This is a genomic window from Flavobacterium sp. N502536, assembly GCF_025947345.1.
Classification (GTDB): Bacteria; Bacteroidota; Bacteroidia; order Flavobacteriales; family Flavobacteriaceae; genus Flavobacterium.
Genome location: NZ_CP110011.1, coordinates 1,968,578 through 1,988,567 on the forward strand (window position 1 = coordinate 1,968,578; position 19,990 = coordinate 1,988,567).

Genomic DNA, 19,990 nt, shown 5'->3' on the forward strand with positions numbered 1-19,990 from the left:
TTTTTTGTTTAAGGTTTTTATGGTTTAAAGTTTCCGGTTGTTGAACCGAAAACTTTAAACTTGAAACATTGTTTTTTATCTGAATAAATTTTTATCGAAAACCATTCTAATTGCATCAGCATGACGACGTTTTGAACGTGTGTAACTTCCTGATGCAGGAGCAGAATAAGCTTTTAATGAAGCCAATCTCCATTTTACAAGGTCAAAGTTCATCAGCATAAAGCTGTAAGCTCCCATGTTTTTAGGCTCTTCCTGTGCCCAAACATAATCGTCAACATTTGGATATTGTGCGATGATTTCTTTGATTTGTTCTACTGGGAAAGGGAATAATTGCTCGATACGAACAACTGCAACATCATTTCTTCCGTTGTTTTCTCTTTCAGCTACAATATCGTAGTAGAATTTACCGGTACAGAATACTAAAGATTTTACGTCTTTTTTGTTTACTGTAGTATCGTCAATTGTTTCCTGGAAACTTCCTGTTGCTAATTCTTCAACAGTTGATACGCATCTTGGATCACGTAACAAACTTTTTGGAGAGAAAACAACCAAAGGTTTACGGAAGTCTGTTTTCATTTGTCTTCTTAACAAGTGGAAGAAGTTGGCTGGCGTTGTACAATCGGCAACATACATATTGTGTCTTGCGCAAAGCTGTAAGTAACGTTCCATTCTTGCAGAAGAGTGTTCAGCTCCCTGACCTTCATATCCGTGAGGCAATAATAAAACAATACCGTTTTGGTTGTTCCATTTGTCTTCTCCACAAGAAATGTACTGGTCAATCATGATCTGAGCTCCGTTAGAGAAATCTCCAAATTGTGCTTCCCAGATCGTTAAGGCATTTGGATTGGCTAATGCATATCCATAATCAAAACCAAGAACACCATATTCAGATAAAAGAGAGTTGAATACACCAAATTTTCCTTTTTTGTTCTCAATAGAGTTCAATAAAATTACTTCTTCTTCAGAGTCTTCTACTTTAACCACTGCATGACGGTGAGAGAAAGTACCACGTTCTACGTCCTGACCAGAAATACGAATATCAAATCCTTCTGTTAAAAGTGAACCGTAAGCCAATGCTTCTGCAGTTCCCCAATCAAGTGTATTGTTGTCGTATCCTACTTTTCTGTCCGTAACAATTTTAGTTATTTTGCTAATGAACTTTTTGTCTGATGGTAAAGTCGAGATCGTATTGATGATAGAATCCAGTCCTTTTTTATCAAAAGTAGTGTCTACTTTTTCAAGCATTTGTGTATCTGTTACCTGAACAAATCCATTCCATTCGTTTTTCATGAATGGAGTTATAATCGTCAAATCTTTTTTACGGGAAGCTTCTAAGTTCTCCTCCATAGCCGATTTGTATTCTTTTTCTAAAGCATTTACATAAGTAGCATCGATTATGCCGTCAGACAATAATTTCTCTGCATAAATATCTCTTGGATTTTTATGTTTAGCGATGATTTTATATAAAACCGGTTGTGTAAAACGAGGCTCATCACCTTCGTTATGACCGTATTTTCTGTATCCTAATAAGTCAATAAATACGTCACGTCCAAATTGCATTCTGTAGTCTAATGCAAAAGATACGGCGTGTACCACAGCTTCAGCATCATCAGCATTTACGTGTAATACCGGTGAAAGCGTTACTTTGGCAACATCGGTACAGTACGTAGACGAACGTGCATCTAAATAGTTAGTAGTAAAACCAACCTGATTGTTGATTACGATATGAATCGTACCACCTGTTTTGTATCCGTCAAGTTGAGCCATTTGAATGATCTCATACAAGATTCCCTGACCTGCAATTGCAGCATCACCGTGAACGGCAATAGGTAATACTTTTGAGAAATCGTTTGGATAATACTTGTCCTGTTTTGCTCTTGTGATTCCTTCAATTACAGCTCCAACCGTTTCTAAGTGAGAAGGGTTTGGCGCTAAATTGATATTGATGTTTTTTCCTGTTCTTGTTTTTTTGTCAGCTGTAAGACCTAAGTGGTATTTTACGTCACCGTCAAAATATTCCTGATCGTAATCTTTACCGTCAAACTCACCAAAAATATCCTGAGTTGATTTTCCAAAGATGTTAGCCAAAACGTTCAGACGACCACGGTGAGCCATTCCCATTACGAATTGTTCAACTCCTTTTTCAGCAGCTTGCTCGATCAAAGCATCCAAAGCCGGGATGATAGATTCTCCACCTTCTAATGAGAATCGTTTTTGACCTACATATTTAGTGTGTAGGAAGTTCTCAAAAGATACGGCCTGGTTTAATTTATTTAAGATTGTTTTCTTTTCTTCAGAAGAGAAGTTTGGCTGGTTTACATTTACAGCCAGTTTGTCCTGGATCCATTTTACAACGCCGGGATTTCTGATGTACATGTATTCGATACCAATGTGCTGGCAGTAAATAGTCTGAAGACGTGTTACAATATCCTGTAATGTAGAAGGCGCTACTCCGATTGCCTGAGCAGCATCAAAAACTGTTGAAAGATCAGCAGTTGTTAATCCGAAATTTTCGATGTCTAAAGTTGGAGACGATGTTCTGCGATCACGAACAGGGTTTGTTTTGGTAAACAAGTGCCCGCGCGTACGGTATGCATCGATTAATTTTAGGACATTGAATTCTTTTTGTAATTTATCAGAAACTAAACTACAATCTACGTTGTCGTTTGTCACGTATTCAACGATTCGTTGAACCGGATTTTCGTCATTATAAGTCGTTTGTCCAAAGTCGAAACCTTGAAAAAAACTTCTCCAGCTTGGCTCAACGCTATCTGGGTTTACTAAATACTGATCATATAATTGTGCGAAAAACTCTGTATGCGCTGCATTTAAAAATGAAAACCTATCCATAATATGAGTGAATATACTTTTTGTTAAATAGAATCGCAAAAGTACAACAATCACATTTATTTAAATCTTTTTTTTACGTACTTTTACGTAAAAATTTGTTAAAAATAGACTCAACTATGGATAAAAATCAAATTTCAATCGTTTTCAGAACTTTTTTTGTGATTTTGGTAGTCTTATTTTCAAGTTCTGTAATGGCACAGCAAAAATATGTCATAGACAACAGCAATCCTTTTTGGGATAAAGTTCAATTTGGAGGAGGTCTTGGTTTAGGAATTGGTTCCGGATATACGGATATTTCTGTTATGCCAAGTGCCATCTATAATGTAAACGAAATTGTAGCAGTTGGTGTTGGATTACAGTTTGGTTATTTGTCCTCCAAAAACTATTACAGCTCTTTTGTTTATGGTGGAAGTTTGGTTGGACTCGTGAATCCGATTCCTGAAATTCAGTTGTCTGCCGAATTAGAACAAGTTCGTGTAAATACCGATTATAAGTCGACTGCTTATCGACCAAGTTATTCTGATAATTACTGGAATACCGCCCTATACCTTGGCGCAGGTTACCGAACCGGAAGTGTTACTATTGGAGCACGCTACGATGTTTTGTATAATAAGGATACCAGTCTTTACGGATCCGGATTTATGCCTTTTGTGAGGGTTTACTTTTAGAGGTGCTAAGTTTCTGAGGTGCTGAGATGCTAAGGTTTTTAAAATCCGAAAAAATTGAAGAGATATATTTTTATACTTATTGTCATTGTGTTTGTGAGTTGTAATGACTCTAAAAAATCAAATCTTGAAATTCAAAAAGTTGTAAAAAAAGAATTACGACCTTTTTTTGATTCTGATAGAATTGATCATTACTTTGTGAATTACACTCTTGAAAGTATAATTGATTTTGAGGAAAAAAGTAAAAAATCAAAAAAACATCAGGAATTTGAAGATTTATTTATGGGATATTTTCCTGATAGTATTCCTAAAAGAGATTTTGAAGAAATTTTGATAAGTCATAATTATAAGAAATCGAATCTTACAATTAAACAGCAAAAGGAAATTGAAAATGTATTCAGTCAAAAAGATTCTCTACAAATGAGTGCTTATGCTTGTGTTCCTGAATACCGTGATGTTTTTATCTTCAAAAAGAAAGAAAAGACAATTGGGATAGCAAAAATCTGTTTTAAATGTGGTCGTTTCCAAATTATCGGAAGTAAAATTGATACCCAGTATTTTGGACTTTTTGAGGAATTAGATAAATTACATAATATCGTTCGTCCCTATGAGAAAAAAACATAGAGCCTTAGCGCCTTACTTATAATAATTTCGAAACCAAACCTTCTGCCATTCTCTTTTTAAAATCAAAAAAGAAACCTGCTCGGCAAGAATAACCAAATCAGAACCATCTAGTTTTTTGATTTCGTCTTCAGAAACATCAATGATGTAAAGCAGATTGAGGTATTCGGCAAATTTGTACTGAATCATTCGGTAGATCTTCTCGTGAAGCTGAATCTTTAGTTCGTCGGGAGAAATGCTTAACGGGAAATCGATTCCTTCATTTGCCAAATTAAAATCTTTATTAATTTGTTCAATCAGGTTTAGATATAGGTTTTCTTTTTCGGCATCAGCCAATAAAAAATCGGTATTTTCAGGGATCGGAAACATTGATGCTTTTTAAGAATTGACGCAAAGTTAAAACTAAAAAATCATTTAACGGTTGATTCTCTTTCAATGATTCTTGTCGGGAGTTCAATAATTTGATGGGTCACCGGTCGATGTTCTTTCAGGTCTGCAATTTCATCTATTAAAAGTGAAACCGCCTGATGGCCCATTTCAAAGCCGGGCTGATCAATAGTAGTTAGTTTGGGCGAGATAACCGTACTCATAAACCAATTGCTGAATCCAAAAACCGCTACCTGTTCCGGTGTTTTGATTCCGGCCTCATTAAAGTATTTGATAATTCCGATAGCGACCAAATCGGTGATGGCAAAAATCGCGTCTATGTCCGGGTGTTCGGTCATTATTTTTTGAGCATTTTCGTAACCATCTTCAAAATCGGTATTGTTATCACACACATAAACCAGTTTTGAATCGTATTCGATTCCGTGTGCTTCCAGGGCTCTTTTGTATCCTAAAAATCGGTCAATGGAATTTTGCGGAACGTACGAACCTCTAAAATGTGCGATCTTTTTGAAACCTTTATTAATGAGGTAAGAAACGGCGTCGAATGCTGCTTTGGCATCATTGATAACGACTTTGGAGCAATCGACTCTTTTCGCAATTTTATCAAATAAAACCACAGGAGTGTTTTTGCGGATGGCTTCATTGATGTGGAAAAAATCATCGGTTTCGTTAGAGAGTGACATCAAAACCCCGTCAACCCGTTTTTGAATTAATAAGGCCAGCTGTTTTTTCTCGAGTTCGTATTTTTCATTGGATTGTAATATAATGACAAGATACCCTCTTTTTTCGGCTTCTTCGAGAATACCGTTTAAGACACTTGAGAAGAAATGATGCACAGTAGCCGGAATAATAACGCCTATTGTTTTGGTTTCATTGGTTCTTAGGTTTACCGCAACCGAATTGGGCATGTAATTCATGGTTTCGGCCATCTCGATTACCCGGGCACGAGTAGACTTACTAATATCGGTATAGCCTTTTAGTGCTTTTGAAACTGTGGTAACCGAAATTCCTAATGCTGAGGCTATATCTATTAATTTTGTGTCATTCATGAAATAAAAGTACTAAAAAATAAAGTGTATTAGTAAAAAATTAACTTCCGAAAACGTTTTAGGTCATTTCGAAAACGTTTTCGATTTAGAATTCTTAAATTAGAGTTAATTCCTTGAGTAAGTTTACATTCACAAATGAAAGATTTACTAACTAAACCAAAAAATCATGAAACAGCAACATTCTTATTTAGGCATATTATTTTTGATATTGTGCTTAATTTCTGTTCCAAACCACCTGTTTGCCCAGAATAAAAATACCGTTTCCGGAAAGGTACTCGATGAGAGCGGCCAAACGATTCCGGGAGCCAATGTTTCGCTTAAAGGAACAGATAAAAATACCATTACGGATGAAAACGGAAAGTTCGTATTTTCGAATGTTTCCGCAGGAGATTATACTATTGTAGCAACCAATGTTGGTTACAAAACCTTTGGAAAACAAATTACAGTAAAAGAAGGGGAGTCTTTAGAGGCAAATTTACTCCTTGAAGGAGAATCACAAAGTCTTAAAGAAGTTGTGGTAACGGGATCTTCAAGTCCGAGGTCTAAATTAGAATCTAGTGTGGCCATTACTACAATGGGCGCTAAGGCCATCGAAGACAGAGCTCCGGCCAGTACAGCAGCTTTATTGCAGACTATTCCCGGATTTGTGGTGGAAGCCTCAGGAGGAGAAATTGGAAATAACCTTTTTGCAAGAGGAATTCCGTCTGCAGGAGCCTATGAGTATGTGCAGATTCAGGAAGACGGATTACCTGTTTTTGAAGATGGTGCGCTGCAATTTGCAAATGCCGATACTTTTTACAGATTAGACGAAACCGTGAGCAAAATGGAAGCGGTTCGTGGGGGCTCGGCATCGATTTTTGCCAATAATGCTCCGGGTGGAATCATCAATTTCATATCTAAGACAGGTCAGAATGACTTTCAGGGAAGAGCAAAGTTCTCGACTTCAGATTACGGAATGTTTCGAACCGACCTTAATTTATCGGGTGCTTTAATTCAGGACAAATTGTTCTTTAATATAGGAGGTTTTTACAGAGCCGATAATGGAGTAAGAAACACAGGTTTTACCGCTAATAAAGGAGGACAGATAAAAGGAAACATCACCTATAAATTTGATGATAACGATTATTTAAGAATTAACTTCAAACACCTTGACGACAGAAATACCTTCTACCTGCCAATTCCGCTAAAAAGTAATAATGGAAAAATCGAAGGAATTCCGGGTTTCAATCCTAATTATGGAACATTGACCTCAGTAAATTTCAGTCGTTTAAATGTGCCTCAATACGGTGGCGGAACTTTTAGTGCCGATTTAGAAGACGGTTCTCATCCGATAATCAATTCGATTGGGGCTGAATTTAAAAAGAAGATATCAGAGAAAGTGACGTTTAAAAATGCATTCAAACAAACGAGTATCAATTTGAATTACAATGCTATTTTTCCAAATGGAGGTCCGTGGACACAAAGCGCTTATGCGACCGGTGTTCAGAATACAACGGCCAGTAACCTGACCTATTCTTATGTAGATAACGGCGCAACACTTGATCCAAACGCTTTAATCATGAGAGCAGATCTTTGGCACATCGAGAAAAAGATGAGCAATTTTGCCAATAACTTCTCTTTTGCGTTTGATTTAGATCCGGTAAAACTTACAGCAGGATACTATTATTCAAACTGGAAATCGAATCAATACTGGAACTGGAATTCCTATTTGGTAGGTGTTTCAGATAATCCGAGATTGTTAAATGTAAAAGACAATACATCAGGAGTAAATCATACCTGGAATGGGGTGGAAAGAATTACCTGGTTAGAAAGAGATGCGCAAACCAAAGGGCTTTTGAATGATGTTTATGCCGATGCCGAAATTAAAGCGACAGACAATCTGACTTTCAATGCCGGTTTACGATACAACAAAGACAAGTATTCGGGTTACAGAGACAATGCCCGTTTTTTTGCAGAGAATTTAGGAATTTTAGACAACAATACAGCCGATGATAAGGTAACAACAGTAAAAGGAAATCCTTATACTTACTGGAGATATGATGTGAGTGAATGGTCGTATACTGCTGCCGGAAACTACAAATTCAATGACAATATGGCTTCGTATGTACGTTACAGCCACGGTTTCAGATCGCCTATCGAAGAGTCTTTTTATGATAATGCGGCCGATTTGAGCAAACTGGAAAATACCGAGGTGAATCAGTTTGAGTTGGGGTATAAATATTCTAATTCTTTCTTTAATGTGAATGCCAATTTGTTTCATATGGGCTTAAAAAATGTTGCCTTTACGGATATTTTATCGGATGGAACTTCTGAAAATAAATTTGCCGATGTAAACAATATTGGTCTTGAAGTAGAAACGAATGCGAGATATGAAATGGTAAAACTGAACTTTACGTTTACCGTTCAAAAACCGGAGTATGATAATTTTACCGGTACCAATGCCGACGGATCGACTTTTAATTTCAATGGAAACACCGCACGAAGAATCCCTAAGTTTTTCTGTAACTTAAGACCGGAAGTAGACATTACAAAAGATTTCACAGCCTATGTTCAGTTTTCTTACTACGATAAAAAGTTCACGAATCAGGACAACAAACAAGTTTTGCCAGCGTATAAAGAAGTGGGAGCAGGTTTAAATTATACCTATCATAATCTTCGTTTTGCCGTTGATGCTTCGAACTTGTTCAATGAAATTGGCTTAACTGAAGGTGATCCAAGACAAACTACATCAGCCGCAAGCGATGTGTTTATGGCAAGACCTATTTTAGGACGTGCTTTTAGATTTTCGGTTGCGATTAATTTTTAAGAGATGTGAAATGTGAGATGTGTGTTTGAAACTTGAAACATTTCATAAAAAAACAAACCAATAAAAAATGAAAAACATAGGAATCAAAATCTCTCTTTACCTTAATTATTTTGTCTTCGCTATTTTGCTAAATAGTGTGGGGATTGTGATTTTAAAATCGCAGAAAAATTATGGTGTAGATGAAGTTCAGGCGAGCATCCTCGAAGCTTTTAAAGACATGCCTATTGCAATTGTGTCGTTTTTTATCGCTTCTTTTTTACCCAGAATCGGCTATCGAAAATCGATGCTGATTGGTTTGGGACTGGTTACGCTGGCCTGTATTTCTATGTATTTTGGAAACTCATTCGACAATGCTAAAATTCTTTTTGCGACTGTAGGAGTTTCATTTGCTTTGATTAAAGTTTCGGTGTATTCGTTGATTGGTACAGTAACCGAAACCAAAAAAGAACACAACGCCCTGATGAGCAGTATTGAGGGGTTTTTTATGGTTGGAATCGCACTGGCTTATTTTTTATTTCCGGCTTTTAACAATGAAAATGATCCCAATTCATGGCTGAATGTGTATTGGTTTCTGGCAGGACTATCCTTATTGTCGTTTCTGTTTTTGTTTTTTGTGAAATTTGAAGAAACCGAAGTCGCCGCAGGAGCAAACCTCAAAGACGATTTTATGCAGATGTTCCGTTTAATGGCAAAATTGCTAACGGTTATCTTTGTTATTAGTGTCTTTTTGTTTGTGATGATTGAACAGGGAATTCTTTCCTGGCTGCCTACATTCAATACAAAAGTGCTTCATTTACCGGAGAACATCAGTATTATGATGGCCAGTATTTTGGCTATTTCACTGGCAGTAGGACGATTGATTGCGGGGATTGTGACCAAGAAAGTAAATTGGATCTGGGTATTAAGTTTCTGTATTTTTTCGGCCATGCTGATTGTGATTTTTGTGCTTCCAAAAACAGTTGGACTGGAAGTAAAAAACATCAATACGCTCTCAGACATACCCTTAATTGGTTTTGCATTTCCTTTAATCGGACTGTTTATTGCGCCCATCTATCCCTTGTTAAATTCGATTGTATTAAGTGCGCTGCCCAAAAATCTGCAAAGTTCGATGACGGGATTAATAGTGATTTTCTCGGCTCTTGGCGGGACATTAGGCTCCAGAATAACAGGCTGGCTGTTTAAAAATGAAGGACCTGAAAAGGCGTTTTATTTTACTTTGATTCCAATGTCTTTATTATTAGTATCCTTTTTTATTCTTAAAAAAATAACTGCAAAAGATGAAATTTAAACTACATATATCCCAAACTATCGAAAAACTATTGGCTCAGGAAGATACTGATGGCGATAAAAAAATAACGATTGACGATCAGGGGCCAAAGAAATTTGTACTCAACGATGAGGAAGGAAATTCAACGGTTATTGAAGGAACCTATCAGCTTTCAAACCTGTTGCAGGAATTGGCTTTGGCTAAAAAAGACAATGCTGAATTTGCCGAGATTAGTCTGGATCAAATCATTGAAGATCCTGTGAAAAGAATCTCAGGAAAAATAAAAAACCTGTATTGGAAAGGGCTGACGCGTACTATTGATGCCAATGGCGTAAAAAAAATACTGGAAGACAATAAGATCGAAAACGCTATTTCGTATTTGTATGTGCCTTTTGGGGATGAAATTGTTTTTGATTATTTCAAAAAACTAGAAGCCATAACGCCAAAGTTAAAAGTGGTACAGCTGCCCAAACATATTTCACCGGAATATGTATTGTCACTGAATCAAAAGCCGGGGATTCTGGCTCTGGCGCTTCAAATTAAAAACAATGAAATTTCGGGGGTTCCGTTTGTTGTTCCGGGTGGAAGGTTTAATGAAATGTACGGTTGGGACAGTTACTTTATTGCCAAAGGACTTTTGATAGATGATAAAATAGAGCTGGCTTTGGGCATTGCCGAGAACTTTAAATACCAGATCGATCACTACGGAAAAATACTAAATGCCAATCGAAGTTATTATTTAACCCGAACCCAGCCACCGCTTTATACTTCGCTGATCAGAGATGTTTTAGAAAAGTCGAATCCCGATATTTTCTGGATTGAAAGACATTTAAAAACCGCAATCAAAGAATACAGGACGGTTTGGATGGAGGAAGGAAAAAGGCTTACAGCCAATGGACTGAATAGGTATAAAGCAGAAGGAATTGGCTTGCCATTTGAGGTAGAAGAAGGTCATTTTGATGATATTCTCGAGCAATATGCGCCAAAATACAATTTGTCTACCCGCGAATTCGAAAAAAAATACCTGGAGAGAGAAGTGGTGGATGCCGAACTGGATAAGTATTTTATTCACGACCGAAGTATGCGTGAAAGCGGCCATGATACCACAAACAGACTCGTTGGCGTTTGTGCGAACTTGAATACGGTTGCCATTAATAGTCTGCTTTATAAGTACGAAACGGATATTGCGTTTTTGATTAAAAAGTATTTTAAAGATGAATTTCAATATTTTGAAGACAAATCTTTTTCAAGCGAATATTGGCTTTCAAAAGCGGCTTCCAGAAAAGAAAAGATCAATCAGTTGTGCTGGAATTCAGAATACGGCTGTTATCTTGACTATAATTTTGTAAGTGAAGAACAGCATTTTTTTGAGGCGGCTCCGACATTTTATCCGCTTTGGGCAAAAATAAGTACACAGGAACAGGCCGAAATTCTGGTAAAAAAGACGCTTCCAAGGTTTAAAATGAAAGGTGGAATTGCAGGAAGCACCAAAGAATCTATTGCAGATATAGACGAAAACGCCCCAATTCGACAATGGGATTATCCGTTTGGATGGGCGCCGCATCAAATGCTTTTATGGGAAGGTTTGCTGAATTATAATTTTAACGAAGAAGCCCAGGAGATGGTGTATCGCTGGCTTTGGCTGATTACCCGAAATGCGGTTGATTATAACGGAACCATTCCGGAGAAGTTTGATTTATCGATCAGTTCGCACAAAATTTTTGCAGAATACGGAAACGTAGGAACCGAATTTGACTTCATAACCGAAGAAGGTTTTGGATGGATGAACGCTTCGTATCAGTACGGTTTAACCATTTTGGAAGAAGATTTAAAACAAAAATTATCGGACTTGGTTGATCCCGATGTACTTTTTTAACATTCTAAAATAACAAACCCGACAGGTTTTTGAAACCTGTCGGGTTTAATAATAAAGTTTATCAAGCCTTCGACTTCGCTCAGGGTGACACTCGGTTTTATACTAAAGTTTATCAAACAAACCCGACAAGTTTTTAAAACCTGTCGGTTTACTAAGTTATACTTTTCTACCCATTAAATTCTCACCGAAAGTGCGCAGAATGTTTCTCTTTTCAGCGGTAAGATCCATTTGGTCAAGCGTTTCAAAAGCTTTAAAAGTATACATTTCGATGGCGTCCTGCGTTGCTTTTGAAGCCCCTGATTCATTAAAAATGGATTTTGCAGTAGCTATTTTAGCTGCATTTTCGTCCAATTGCAAACTGAATAATTGCTCTAATTCTGAAGCTTTTTCAGGAGAAGAGAATTCTCTTGCTTTAAGATATAAATATGTTTTTTTGTTTTCGATAATATCTCCGCCCACTTGTTTTCCGAAGGTTTCCGGATCTCCAAAAGCATCCAGATAATCGTCCTGAAGCTGGAAGGCAAGACCCAGATTCAACCCGAAATCATAAATTAAATCACCTTCTTTTTCAGATGTTTCGGCTACAATAGCTCCCATTTTCATGGCTGCCGCAACCAGAACAGCGGTTTTATATTCGATCATTTTAAGATATTCCGGAATCGTAACATCATTTCTTTGTTCAAAATCAACATCCCATTGTTGTCCTTCGCAAACTTCAAGAGCGGTTTTGCTGAATAGTTTTGCTAAATTCCTGAAAACATGAGGTTCGTATTGCTCAAAATACTGATAAGCCAGAATAAGCATCGCGTCTCCGGAGAGAATTCCGGTATTGAGATCCCATTTTTCATGAACCGTTTCTTGTCCTCTGCGCAAAGGCGCATCATCCATAATGTCGTCATGTACAAGCGAGAAATTATGAAAAACTTCAACAGCCATTGCCGCCGGAAGTGCCGTGGTATAAGAGGTGTTAAAAACTTCTGCGGCCATCAGGGTAAGTACGGGACGTATGCGTTTTCCGCCTAAGCCAAGAATGTATTCAATAGGAGCGTAAAGATTTTTGGGTTCTTTTTGTATGCTTTGGTTTTTTAAATAACTAATAAAAAAATCCTGGTACTGACTAATATCGTGCATAAAATGAAATTCTGATTTGCGTGGCCCAAAGATACAATTCATTAATCAATTATTCCTTTTTTTTAAAAATTGAAATGATTCGGGAGGGATTGGAATGTGCTGTTAATCTTCAATTTTGTAAGATGTTAAAATTTTTTTTGAAAAAACTTGGAAACTTTTTTGGTATTCAGAGTTTCCTGTTTATATTTGCACCGTTAAATGGAAACTTAGAACACTATAATAGTTTCCACGGAACAGTTGAGTAATTTATAACCTCAGTAAAATCAATAATTTATGAGAACAACATGGACCTTAGATTCTAGCCAGTCAGATGTTTTAATTAAAATGAGACATTCGATAATCGCTTATATGGGAGGAACTACAAATAAATTTGGTGGTTATGTGAACATTGAAGACAACGAAATTGAAGATGCATCGGTTGAGTTTTCACTTGACATCAACAACAAAATTGATAATTTTCAGCAAATCGATACTTATTTACAGCTTCAGGACCTGTTTGATGTAAACGAACATCCGATTATCAGCTTTAAATCGACCTCCTTTCAGAAAGTAAACAACAATATCAATTTTTTCAAAGGTGACTTAACCATTAAGGATGTGACCAAAGTAGTAGAACTTGATGCAGAGTTTATAGGGGTTAATACCTATAATGGCGAGAAGAAAGTTGCTTTTGAAATTAAAGGAGACATCAAACGTCAGGATTTTGGTTTAGATTATAATTCATTCAATCATAATGGAGGTTTGGCTTTAGGAAAAGACATAAAGCTTATTGCAAATTTAGAGTTTAGCATATAAATCTTACCTAATGTGTAAATTAATGTAAAATTATTACAAAAATCATGGAAACTGTTTTTTTTGATTTTAGTTTCCTGAGTATCTTTGTAATGAAATTTGAAAATTAAAATGAAAGAGAAAATTATATCAAAAGCAAGTGAGCTGTTTTTAAAACTTGGTTTCAAAAGTGTTACAATGGATGATATTGCGGGAGAAATGTGTATTTCGAAAAAAACGATCTACAAATATTTCTGTAATAAAGAAGTTTTGATTGAAGAGAGCACATCATTAGTTCATAAACAGGTTCATGAAATCATTGATACAATTGTAGCGAAAGGTCATAATGCGATTCATGAGAATTTTGAAATCAGAGAAATGTTTAGAGATATGTTTAAAAATAATATGGATACTTCTCCTATTTATCAATTGAAAAAGCACTATCCTGAAATTTATCAAAACATATTGAGTCAGGAGATCGATTTGTGCAGTCATTGGTTCAGAGCGAATATTGAAAAAGGAATTCGTGAGGGGCTTTATCGTAAAGATCTGAATATAGACATCTATGTGAAATTTTATTACACCCTTATTTTTCACATCAACGAAACGACTGTTTCAGAACGGGAAGCACAAAAAATAGAATTAGAGGCACTGGAATATCACACCAGAGCTATGGCAACAGAAAAAGGAATACCGGAATTGGAAAAACAACTTAAAAAAATTACTATTTAATCATCAATCTATGAAACGAATAATTCTTATATTTTTGTGTTCTATTGGCTTGACTGCCAACGCACAAGTCAAAACCCTAACCCTGAAAGAAGCTATTACGTATGCGCTTGAAAACAAAGCGGATGCGAGAAAAGCAAGATTACAGGTTGAAAACAGTGAGTATAAAATTCAGGAAGTACGTTCAAGAGCGTTACCTCAAATTTCTGCCAACGGAAATCTAACTCACAATCCGATCATTCAAACCACAGTAATCGACGGTGCAGGATTTGGTCAGCCGGGAACTACAATTCAGGCGGCATTTGGTCAAAAATGGACTTCAAATGCAGGAGTTTCTTTAACTCAAACGCTATTCGATCAATCTGTTTTTACAGGATTAAGAGCAGCAAGATCTACTCGTGAGTTTTATCAAATAAACGATCAGTTAACAGAAGAACAAGTAATTGAAAGAGTTGCAAACAATTATTACTCTGTTTATGTGCAACGCGAAAGACTGACTTTGTTAGACAGTAGTTTTGTAAATACCACTAAAGTTCGCGATATCGTAAAAGGACAATTTGATAACGGACTGGCTAAGAAAATTGACTTAGACCGTATGATCGTAAAAATGTCAAACATTGATACAGAGCGTCAACAAATTAAAAATCAAATTACTTTACAGGAGAATGCTTTAAAGTTTTATATGGGAATGCCTATTGAAACGGTAATTGATATTCCGAAAGAAGAATTTGAAGTGGTACCGGCTGCTTTAGCAGAAGCACCTAATACTGAAACCAGAACAGAGTATCTGCTTTTGAAAAAACAACAGGAACTTTTAGTATTCAATAAAAAAGCAGTTGAAGCAGGATATTATCCAACGCTTTCATTAACTGCGGGTTACAACTATATTGGTCAGGGACCTCAAATGCCTTGGTTTGCTAAACCTTCTCAGGGAGTATACTGGTCCGATTTCTCTGCAATTGCATTAAACCTGCACGTACCAATCTTTACAGGATTTGGAACCCGTGCAAAAGTAAGACAGGCAGATGTTGAACTTAGATCGCTTGAAGAAGATATGAAGGACACCAAACTTTCACTTGATTTAGATTATAAAAATGCAACAACAGAAATGGACAATAACCTTGTGACCATTAATAATCAAAAGGAAAATATGCGTCTGGCGAATGAAATCTTAAGCAATACAAAAAACAATTACCTTCAGGGATTGGCGTCTTTAACAGACTTATTAGATGCAGAAAACGCATCACTTGAAGCACAAAATAATTATACCAGAGCGATTTTGAATTACAAAATTGCCGAAGTAGCACTAATCAAATCAAAAGGTCAACTTAAAACTCTTATTAAATAACTAATTACAATGAAGAAAACTATTATAACAATCGTAATCATAATTGCAGCCCTGGGTGTGATTGGATATGTCTTAAATAATAATAAGAAAGAGAACAAGGAGAAAACAGATATCGTAGCCGAAAAAAATGCTGCTGTTTCCGTAAAAGTATCTCCTGTAAAAACAGAAGAAGTTTCACTGGATTTCGTAGCCAACGGAAATTTTCAACCAATTCAGCAATTGACATTTTCTGCTGAAAAATCAGGAAAAGTAATCAGCGTTCTGGCTAAAGAAGGAGACTATGTAAGAGTAGGTCAAACCTTATTGACCATGAGAGGAGATGTTATTAATGTAAACGCACAGGCAGCAGAAGCAGCGTATCAAAATGCAAAATCAGATTATAGCAGATACGAAAATGCGTTTAAAACAGGAGGGGTTACCAAACAACAACTGGATCAGGCAAGATTAGCGTTGACAAATGCACAATCTCAATATACACAAGCTAAAATTGATGTTGGTGATACCAGAGTAAAAGCACCAATCAACGGTTTTATCAATAAAAAATACATTGAGCCGGGATCTATCTTGACAGGTATGCCAGCAACAGCATTGTTTGATATCGTAAACGTTTCTAAGTTGAAATTGGTAGTTACGGTAAACGAAAATCAGGTAGCGAGTTTAAAAGTTGGAGATAACATTAATGTATCTGCAAGTGTTTACCCGGACAAATCGTTTTCAGGAAAAATTACTTTCATCGCTGCAAAAGCAGATGAGTCTTTAAACTTCCCGGTTGAAATTGAAATTACAAACAATACCAACAACGACCTGAAAGCAGGTATGTACGGAACTGCAAACTTTGCATCCAAACAACAAAAACAACACCTTATGGTGGTACCTAGAAATGCATTCGTAGGAAGTGTGAGCAGTAACGAGATTTTTGTAGTAGAAAAAGGTACTGCAAAATTAAGAAAAGTAACCGCTGGAAGAATTTTAGGTGATAAAGTAGAGATCATCAACGGATTAACTGATGGAGAAACTGTAATAATTACAGGTCAAATTAACCTGCAAGATGGTAACTCAGTAGAAATTATTAAATAATTGTACCGCTTTAAGCCTTACGCCGTAAGCTTTAAGCCTTTAATAAGAGCCTAAAGCCTACAGCGTATAGCCTACAGCCTAAAATAACATATATGAAATTAGCCGAAATATCCATAAAACGTCCGTCGTTAGTAATTGTACTGTTTACAATTCTAACATTAGGTGGACTGTTTAGCTACAGCCAGTTAGGTTATGAGCTGATCCCGAAATTTGAACAGAACGTTATTACCATTTCTACTATCTATCCGGGAGCTTCTCCTAGTGAGGTAGAAAACACAGTGACCAAGAAAATTGAAGATGCGATCGCATCCCTGGAGAATGTCAAGAAAATTGACTCGAAATCGTACGAGAGTTTATCTATTGTTTCGATTACACTGACTTCAAATGCAAAAGTCGATTTCTCTTTGAATGATGCACAGCGAAAAATAAACGCGATTATTAGTGATTTACCCGATGATGTGAAAACACCGGCACTAACCAAATTCTCGCTGAGTGATTTACCAATCATGACGCTTGGTGCTAACGGAAAAATGGACGAAGCAGAATTTTATGACTTAATTGACAAAAAAATTGCTCCTATTTTATCCCGTGTACAAGGTGTGGCTCAGGTAAACATTATTGGTGGTTCAGAGCGTGAAATTCAGGTCAACCTTGATGCATTAAAAATGCAGGGTTACGGATTATCTGTTCCGCAGGTACAACAAAACATTCTGACTTCGAATTTGGATTTCCCAACGGGTAACATCCAGACGCGTGAGCAAAAAATATTAATCCGTTTAGCGGGTAAATACAAAAGTGTTGAAGAATTAAGAAACTTAGTGGTTTCTTCTCAAAACGGAATTCAGGTTCGTTTAAGTGATATTGCCGATGTTCAGGATACCCAAAAGATTGCTGAAAAAATATCACGTGTAGATCAGAAAAGTGCGATCGTTTTGCAAATTGTAAAACAATCAGATGCTAATGCGGTTGCGGTAAGTGAGCATTTATTAGCAACAATTGCGACTCTTGAAAAAGATTATAAAGTAAACCAGTTAAAACTGGAAGTAGCAAAAGACAGTACCATTTTTACATTAGAGGCGGCAGATTCTGTAGTACACGATTTATTAATTGCGGTAATACTGGTAGCGTTTGTAATGTTGTTCTTCCTGCACAGTATCAGAAACTCGCTGATTGTAATGGTATCGATTCCGGCATCTTTGATTGCTACTTTTATCGGTATTTATTTAATGGGATACACTCTGAACTTAATGAGTTTATTAGGACTTTCTCTTGTGGTAGGTATTCTTGTGGATGATGCGATTGTGGTATTGGAGAACATCTACAGGCACATGGAGATGGGTAAAAGCCGAATTCGTGCTTCGTACGACGGAACAGCCGAAATTGGTGGAACCGTAACTTCGATTACCTTAGTAATTGTGGTGGTATTCTTGCCTATTGCGATGAGTTCTGGTTTGGTTTCTGATATTATTACACAATTCTGTGTTACGGTAATTATTTCGACCATGTTGTCGCTTTTAGCTTCGTTTACAATTATTCCATGGTTATCATCTCGTTATGGTAAATTAGAGCATATTGAAGGAAAGAACTTATTTGGAAGAATCATTCTTGGTTTCGAAAGTTATTTGACACGTTTTACAGACTGGGTTTCTCACTTGTTAACCTGGTGTCTGGACCATTATATTAAAACATTTGCGGTAGTAATTGTATTGTTTTTTGCTTCTACAATTGGTTTAATGGCCGGTGGTTTCATTGGAGGGGAGTTCTTTGCTTCTTCTGATAGTGGGGAGTTCTTAGTTCAGATCGAAATGCCGAAAGATGCTTCGTTAGAGCAAACCAACTTCATGACCCAAAAGGCAGAAGCGTATTTGAAAGCACAGGAATATGTGCACAGTCAGATTACAACGGTAGGACAAACCAGTGAAGGTTTTGGAGCATCGCAAGCAACGGCTTACAAAGCAGAGATTGATGTAAAAATGATCGAGCAAAAAGACCGTACAGATGATGCTAACGTTTATGCAGCAAAAATCAAACGTAAGTTAGAAAAAGTACTGGTTGGAGCTAAAGTAAAAACAGTTCCGGTTGGTATCTTAGGAACTGCTGAGGATGCTACATTAGGGTTGATCGTAACAGGTCCGTCAACAGAAAGTGCGATGGCATTTGCGAAATTGGCAGAGGCAGAATTACGTACGATTCCGGGAACCACAGAGATTAAATTAACGGTTGAGGATGGAAACCCGGAGATCAACGTTAAGGTAGATCGTGATAAAATGGCAGCATTAGGTTTAACACTTCAAACAGTTGGTTTAACCATGCAGACTGCTTTTAGTGGAAATACCGATGGTAAATACAGAGCTGGTGAATACGAATACGACATCAACATCAGATACAATGCCTTTGACAGAAAAAGTATTACAGACGTTAGTAATTTGATCTTTATCAATGCAGCTGGTCAACAAATTAAACTGTCTCAGTTTGCCGACATTACAGAAGGATCAGGACCTAGCCAGTTAGAGCGTAGAGATAAATCGGCTTCGGTAACGGTAAAAGGACAAAACGTTGGAGTACCGTCAGGAACAATCGTTCAACAATGGCAGGTGAAATTAGACAAACTGAAAAAACCTGCTGGTGTAAACTACATCTGGGGTGGTGATCAGGAGAACCAATCGGAAGGATTTGGTACTTTAGGAATCGCTTTATTAGCCGCTATTATTTTGGTTTACCTGGTAATGGTTGGACTTTATGACAGCTTTGTTCACCCGTTTGTGGTATTGTTTGCTATCCCGCTTTCGTTTATCGGTGCGATGTTAGCCCTGGCTTTGACCAACAACTCATTGAACATCTTTACGATTTTGGGGATCATCATGTTGATCGGTCTGGTGTGTAAGAATGCGATCATGCTGGTCGATTACACCAACCAGAGAAGAGCTGCAGGTGAATCTATCCGTACAGCATTAATTCAGGCCAACCACGCTCGTTTGCGTCCAATTTTGATGACAACTATTGCGATGGTATTTGGTATGTTCCCAATTGCATTGGCGTCAGGAGCAGGAGCTGAATGGAAAAACGGTTTGGCATGGGTAATTATCGGAGGATTGATTTCTTCTTTATTCCTTACCTTAATTGTAGTTCCGGTAATCTATAATATCATGGAGAAAATTATTCATAAATTCTCTAAAGGAGAAAAAATCAATTACGAAACTGAAATGTTCGCCGATTATACGCCAACAGAATTAAGTGAAGATGGTTTTAATCCTAAACATACTCATTAAGATTTAAAATCTTAATAAAGAAATTCCAAATTCCAATCCCGATACTTCGGGAGGAAATGGTAAAAATAAAATCCCAAATTCCGAAAGGAGTTTGGGATTTTTTTATGGTTTAAATTTAGATAAGCTGTTGGGTGTAATTCATAT

At 36.8% G+C, this 19,990-nt stretch carries 14 protein-coding genes; 10 read left to right on the forward strand and 4 right to left on the reverse strand.

Annotation, left to right across the window (positions count from 1 at the left end; all coding sequences use genetic code 11):
- Positions 1 to 75: 75 nt before the first annotated feature.
- Positions 76 to 2,850: a 2-oxoglutarate dehydrogenase E1 component gene (locus OLM61_RS08740; RefSeq protein ID WP_264525976.1), complete on the reverse strand. Its 2,775-nt coding sequence runs from the start codon at positions 2,848 to 2,850 to the stop codon at positions 76 to 78.
- Positions 2,851 to 2,966: 116 nt separating this feature from the next.
- Between OLM61_RS08740 and OLM61_RS08745 the strand changes: the two genes are divergently transcribed.
- Entirely contained in the window at positions 2,967 to 3,518 is a 552-nt protein-coding gene (locus OLM61_RS08745) for a hypothetical protein (protein WP_264525977.1), read from the forward strand.
- Between the two features lie 54 nt (positions 3,519 to 3,572).
- The gene (locus OLM61_RS08750) at positions 3,573 to 4,139 is read left to right on the forward strand and encodes a hypothetical protein (protein WP_264525978.1); all 567 of its coding nucleotides are present in this window, start codon (positions 3,573 to 3,575) and stop codon (positions 4,137 to 4,139) included.
- 12 nt (positions 4,140 to 4,151) lie between these two features.
- On the opposite strand, the gene OLM61_RS08755 is transcribed toward OLM61_RS08750, so the two are convergent.
- Both OLM61_RS08755 and OLM61_RS08760 read right to left on the reverse strand, forming a co-directional pair.
- Positions 4,152 to 4,505 (reverse strand): hypothetical protein, encoded by a 354-nt coding sequence (locus OLM61_RS08755; RefSeq protein WP_264525979.1) that lies wholly within the window; start codon positions 4,503 to 4,505, stop codon positions 4,152 to 4,154.
- A 41-nt stretch (positions 4,506 to 4,546) separates the two neighbouring features.
- Positions 4,547 to 5,572, reverse strand: coding sequence for a LacI family DNA-binding transcriptional regulator (locus tag OLM61_RS08760; protein WP_263362413.1), 1,026 nt, complete (start codon positions 5,570 to 5,572; stop codon positions 4,547 to 4,549).
- A 166-nt stretch (positions 5,573 to 5,738) separates the two neighbouring features.
- On the opposite strand from OLM61_RS08760, the gene OLM61_RS08765 reads away from it, so the two are divergent.
- The 3 genes from OLM61_RS08765 to OLM61_RS08775 all read left to right on the forward strand — a co-directional run bounded on the left by OLM61_RS08765 (position 5,739) and on the right by OLM61_RS08775 (position 11,521).
- The gene (locus tag OLM61_RS08765; RefSeq protein ID WP_264525980.1) at positions 5,739 to 8,378 is read left to right on the forward strand and encodes a TonB-dependent receptor; all 2,640 of its coding nucleotides are present in this window, start codon (positions 5,739 to 5,741) and stop codon (positions 8,376 to 8,378) included.
- Between the two features lie 67 nt (positions 8,379 to 8,445).
- Complete coding sequence (locus OLM61_RS08770; RefSeq protein ID WP_264525981.1) at positions 8,446 to 9,666, forward strand: MFS transporter; 1,221 nt, start codon at positions 8,446 to 8,448, stop codon at positions 9,664 to 9,666.
- Entirely contained in the window at positions 9,656 to 11,521 is a 1,866-nt protein-coding gene (locus OLM61_RS08775; RefSeq protein ID WP_264525982.1) for an alpha,alpha-trehalase, read from the forward strand. The genes OLM61_RS08770 and OLM61_RS08775 overlap by 11 nt, the downstream gene beginning before the upstream one ends.
- 156 nt (positions 11,522 to 11,677) lie before the next feature.
- Here OLM61_RS08775 and OLM61_RS08780 read toward each other — a convergent pair whose 3' ends face one another.
- Positions 11,678 to 12,652, reverse strand: a complete 975-nt coding sequence (locus tag OLM61_RS08780; RefSeq protein WP_264525983.1) for a polyprenyl synthetase family protein — start codon at positions 12,650 to 12,652, stop codon at positions 11,678 to 11,680.
- 273 nt (positions 12,653 to 12,925) lie between these two features.
- Between OLM61_RS08780 and OLM61_RS08785 the strand changes: the two genes are divergently transcribed.
- The 5 genes from OLM61_RS08785 (at position 12,926) to OLM61_RS08805 (ending at position 19,846) form a co-directional block, all read left to right on the forward strand.
- Complete coding sequence (locus tag OLM61_RS08785; RefSeq protein WP_264525984.1) at positions 12,926 to 13,447, forward strand: YceI family protein; 522 nt, start codon at positions 12,926 to 12,928, stop codon at positions 13,445 to 13,447.
- A gap of 108 nt (positions 13,448 to 13,555) precedes the next feature.
- Complete coding sequence (locus tag OLM61_RS08790) at positions 13,556 to 14,155, forward strand: TetR/AcrR family transcriptional regulator (protein ID WP_264525985.1); 600 nt, start codon at positions 13,556 to 13,558, stop codon at positions 14,153 to 14,155.
- Positions 14,156 to 14,165: 10 nt separating this feature from the next.
- Positions 14,166 to 15,500: a TolC family protein gene (locus tag OLM61_RS08795; protein WP_264525986.1), complete on the forward strand. Its 1,335-nt coding sequence runs from the start codon at positions 14,166 to 14,168 to the stop codon at positions 15,498 to 15,500.
- Positions 15,501 to 15,509: 9 nt separating this feature from the next.
- A complete protein-coding gene (locus OLM61_RS08800) occupies positions 15,510 to 16,577 on the forward strand; it encodes an efflux RND transporter periplasmic adaptor subunit (RefSeq protein ID WP_264525987.1) in 1,068 nt (355 codons plus the stop codon).
- Positions 16,578 to 16,669: 92 nt separating this feature from the next.
- On the forward strand, positions 16,670 to 19,846 hold the full coding sequence (locus tag OLM61_RS08805) for an efflux RND transporter permease subunit (protein WP_264525988.1): 3,177 nt from the start codon (positions 16,670 to 16,672) through the stop codon (positions 19,844 to 19,846).
- Positions 19,847 to 19,990 lie beyond the last annotated feature (144 nt).

Excerpts from the sequence above, each read along its gene's own strand:
- OLM61_RS08765 (WP_264525980.1), top strand. The coding sequence starts at position 5,739 with ATGAAACAGCAACATTCTTATTTAGGCATATTATTTTTGATATTGTGC.
- OLM61_RS08775 (WP_264525982.1), top strand. The coding sequence starts at position 9,656 with ATGAAATTTAAACTACATATATCCCAAACTATCGAAAAACTATTGGCT.
- OLM61_RS08760 (WP_263362413.1), bottom strand. The coding sequence starts at position 5,572 with ATGAATGACACAAAATTAATAGATATAGCCTCAGCATTAGGAATTTCG.
- OLM61_RS08770 (WP_264525981.1), top strand. The coding sequence starts at position 8,446 with ATGAAAAACATAGGAATCAAAATCTCTCTTTACCTTAATTATTTTGTC.
- OLM61_RS08795 (WP_264525986.1), top strand. The coding sequence starts at position 14,166 with ATGAAACGAATAATTCTTATATTTTTGTGTTCTATTGGCTTGACTGCC.
- OLM61_RS08805 (WP_264525988.1), top strand. The coding sequence starts at position 16,670 with ATGAAATTAGCCGAAATATCCATAAAACGTCCGTCGTTAGTAATTGTA.
- OLM61_RS08755 (WP_264525979.1), bottom strand. The coding sequence starts at position 4,505 with ATGTTTCCGATCCCTGAAAATACCGATTTTTTATTGGCTGATGCCGAA.
- OLM61_RS08745 (WP_264525977.1), top strand. The coding sequence starts at position 2,967 with ATGGATAAAAATCAAATTTCAATCGTTTTCAGAACTTTTTTTGTGATT.
- OLM61_RS08780 (WP_264525983.1), bottom strand. The coding sequence starts at position 12,652 with ATGCACGATATTAGTCAGTACCAGGATTTTTTTATTAGTTATTTAAAA.
- OLM61_RS08800 (WP_264525987.1), top strand. The coding sequence starts at position 15,510 with ATGAAGAAAACTATTATAACAATCGTAATCATAATTGCAGCCCTGGGT.
- OLM61_RS08790 (WP_264525985.1), top strand. The coding sequence starts at position 13,556 with ATGAAAGAGAAAATTATATCAAAAGCAAGTGAGCTGTTTTTAAAACTT.
- OLM61_RS08740 (WP_264525976.1), bottom strand. The coding sequence starts at position 2,850 with ATGGATAGGTTTTCATTTTTAAATGCAGCGCATACAGAGTTTTTCGCA.
- OLM61_RS08785 (WP_264525984.1), top strand. The coding sequence starts at position 12,926 with ATGAGAACAACATGGACCTTAGATTCTAGCCAGTCAGATGTTTTAATT.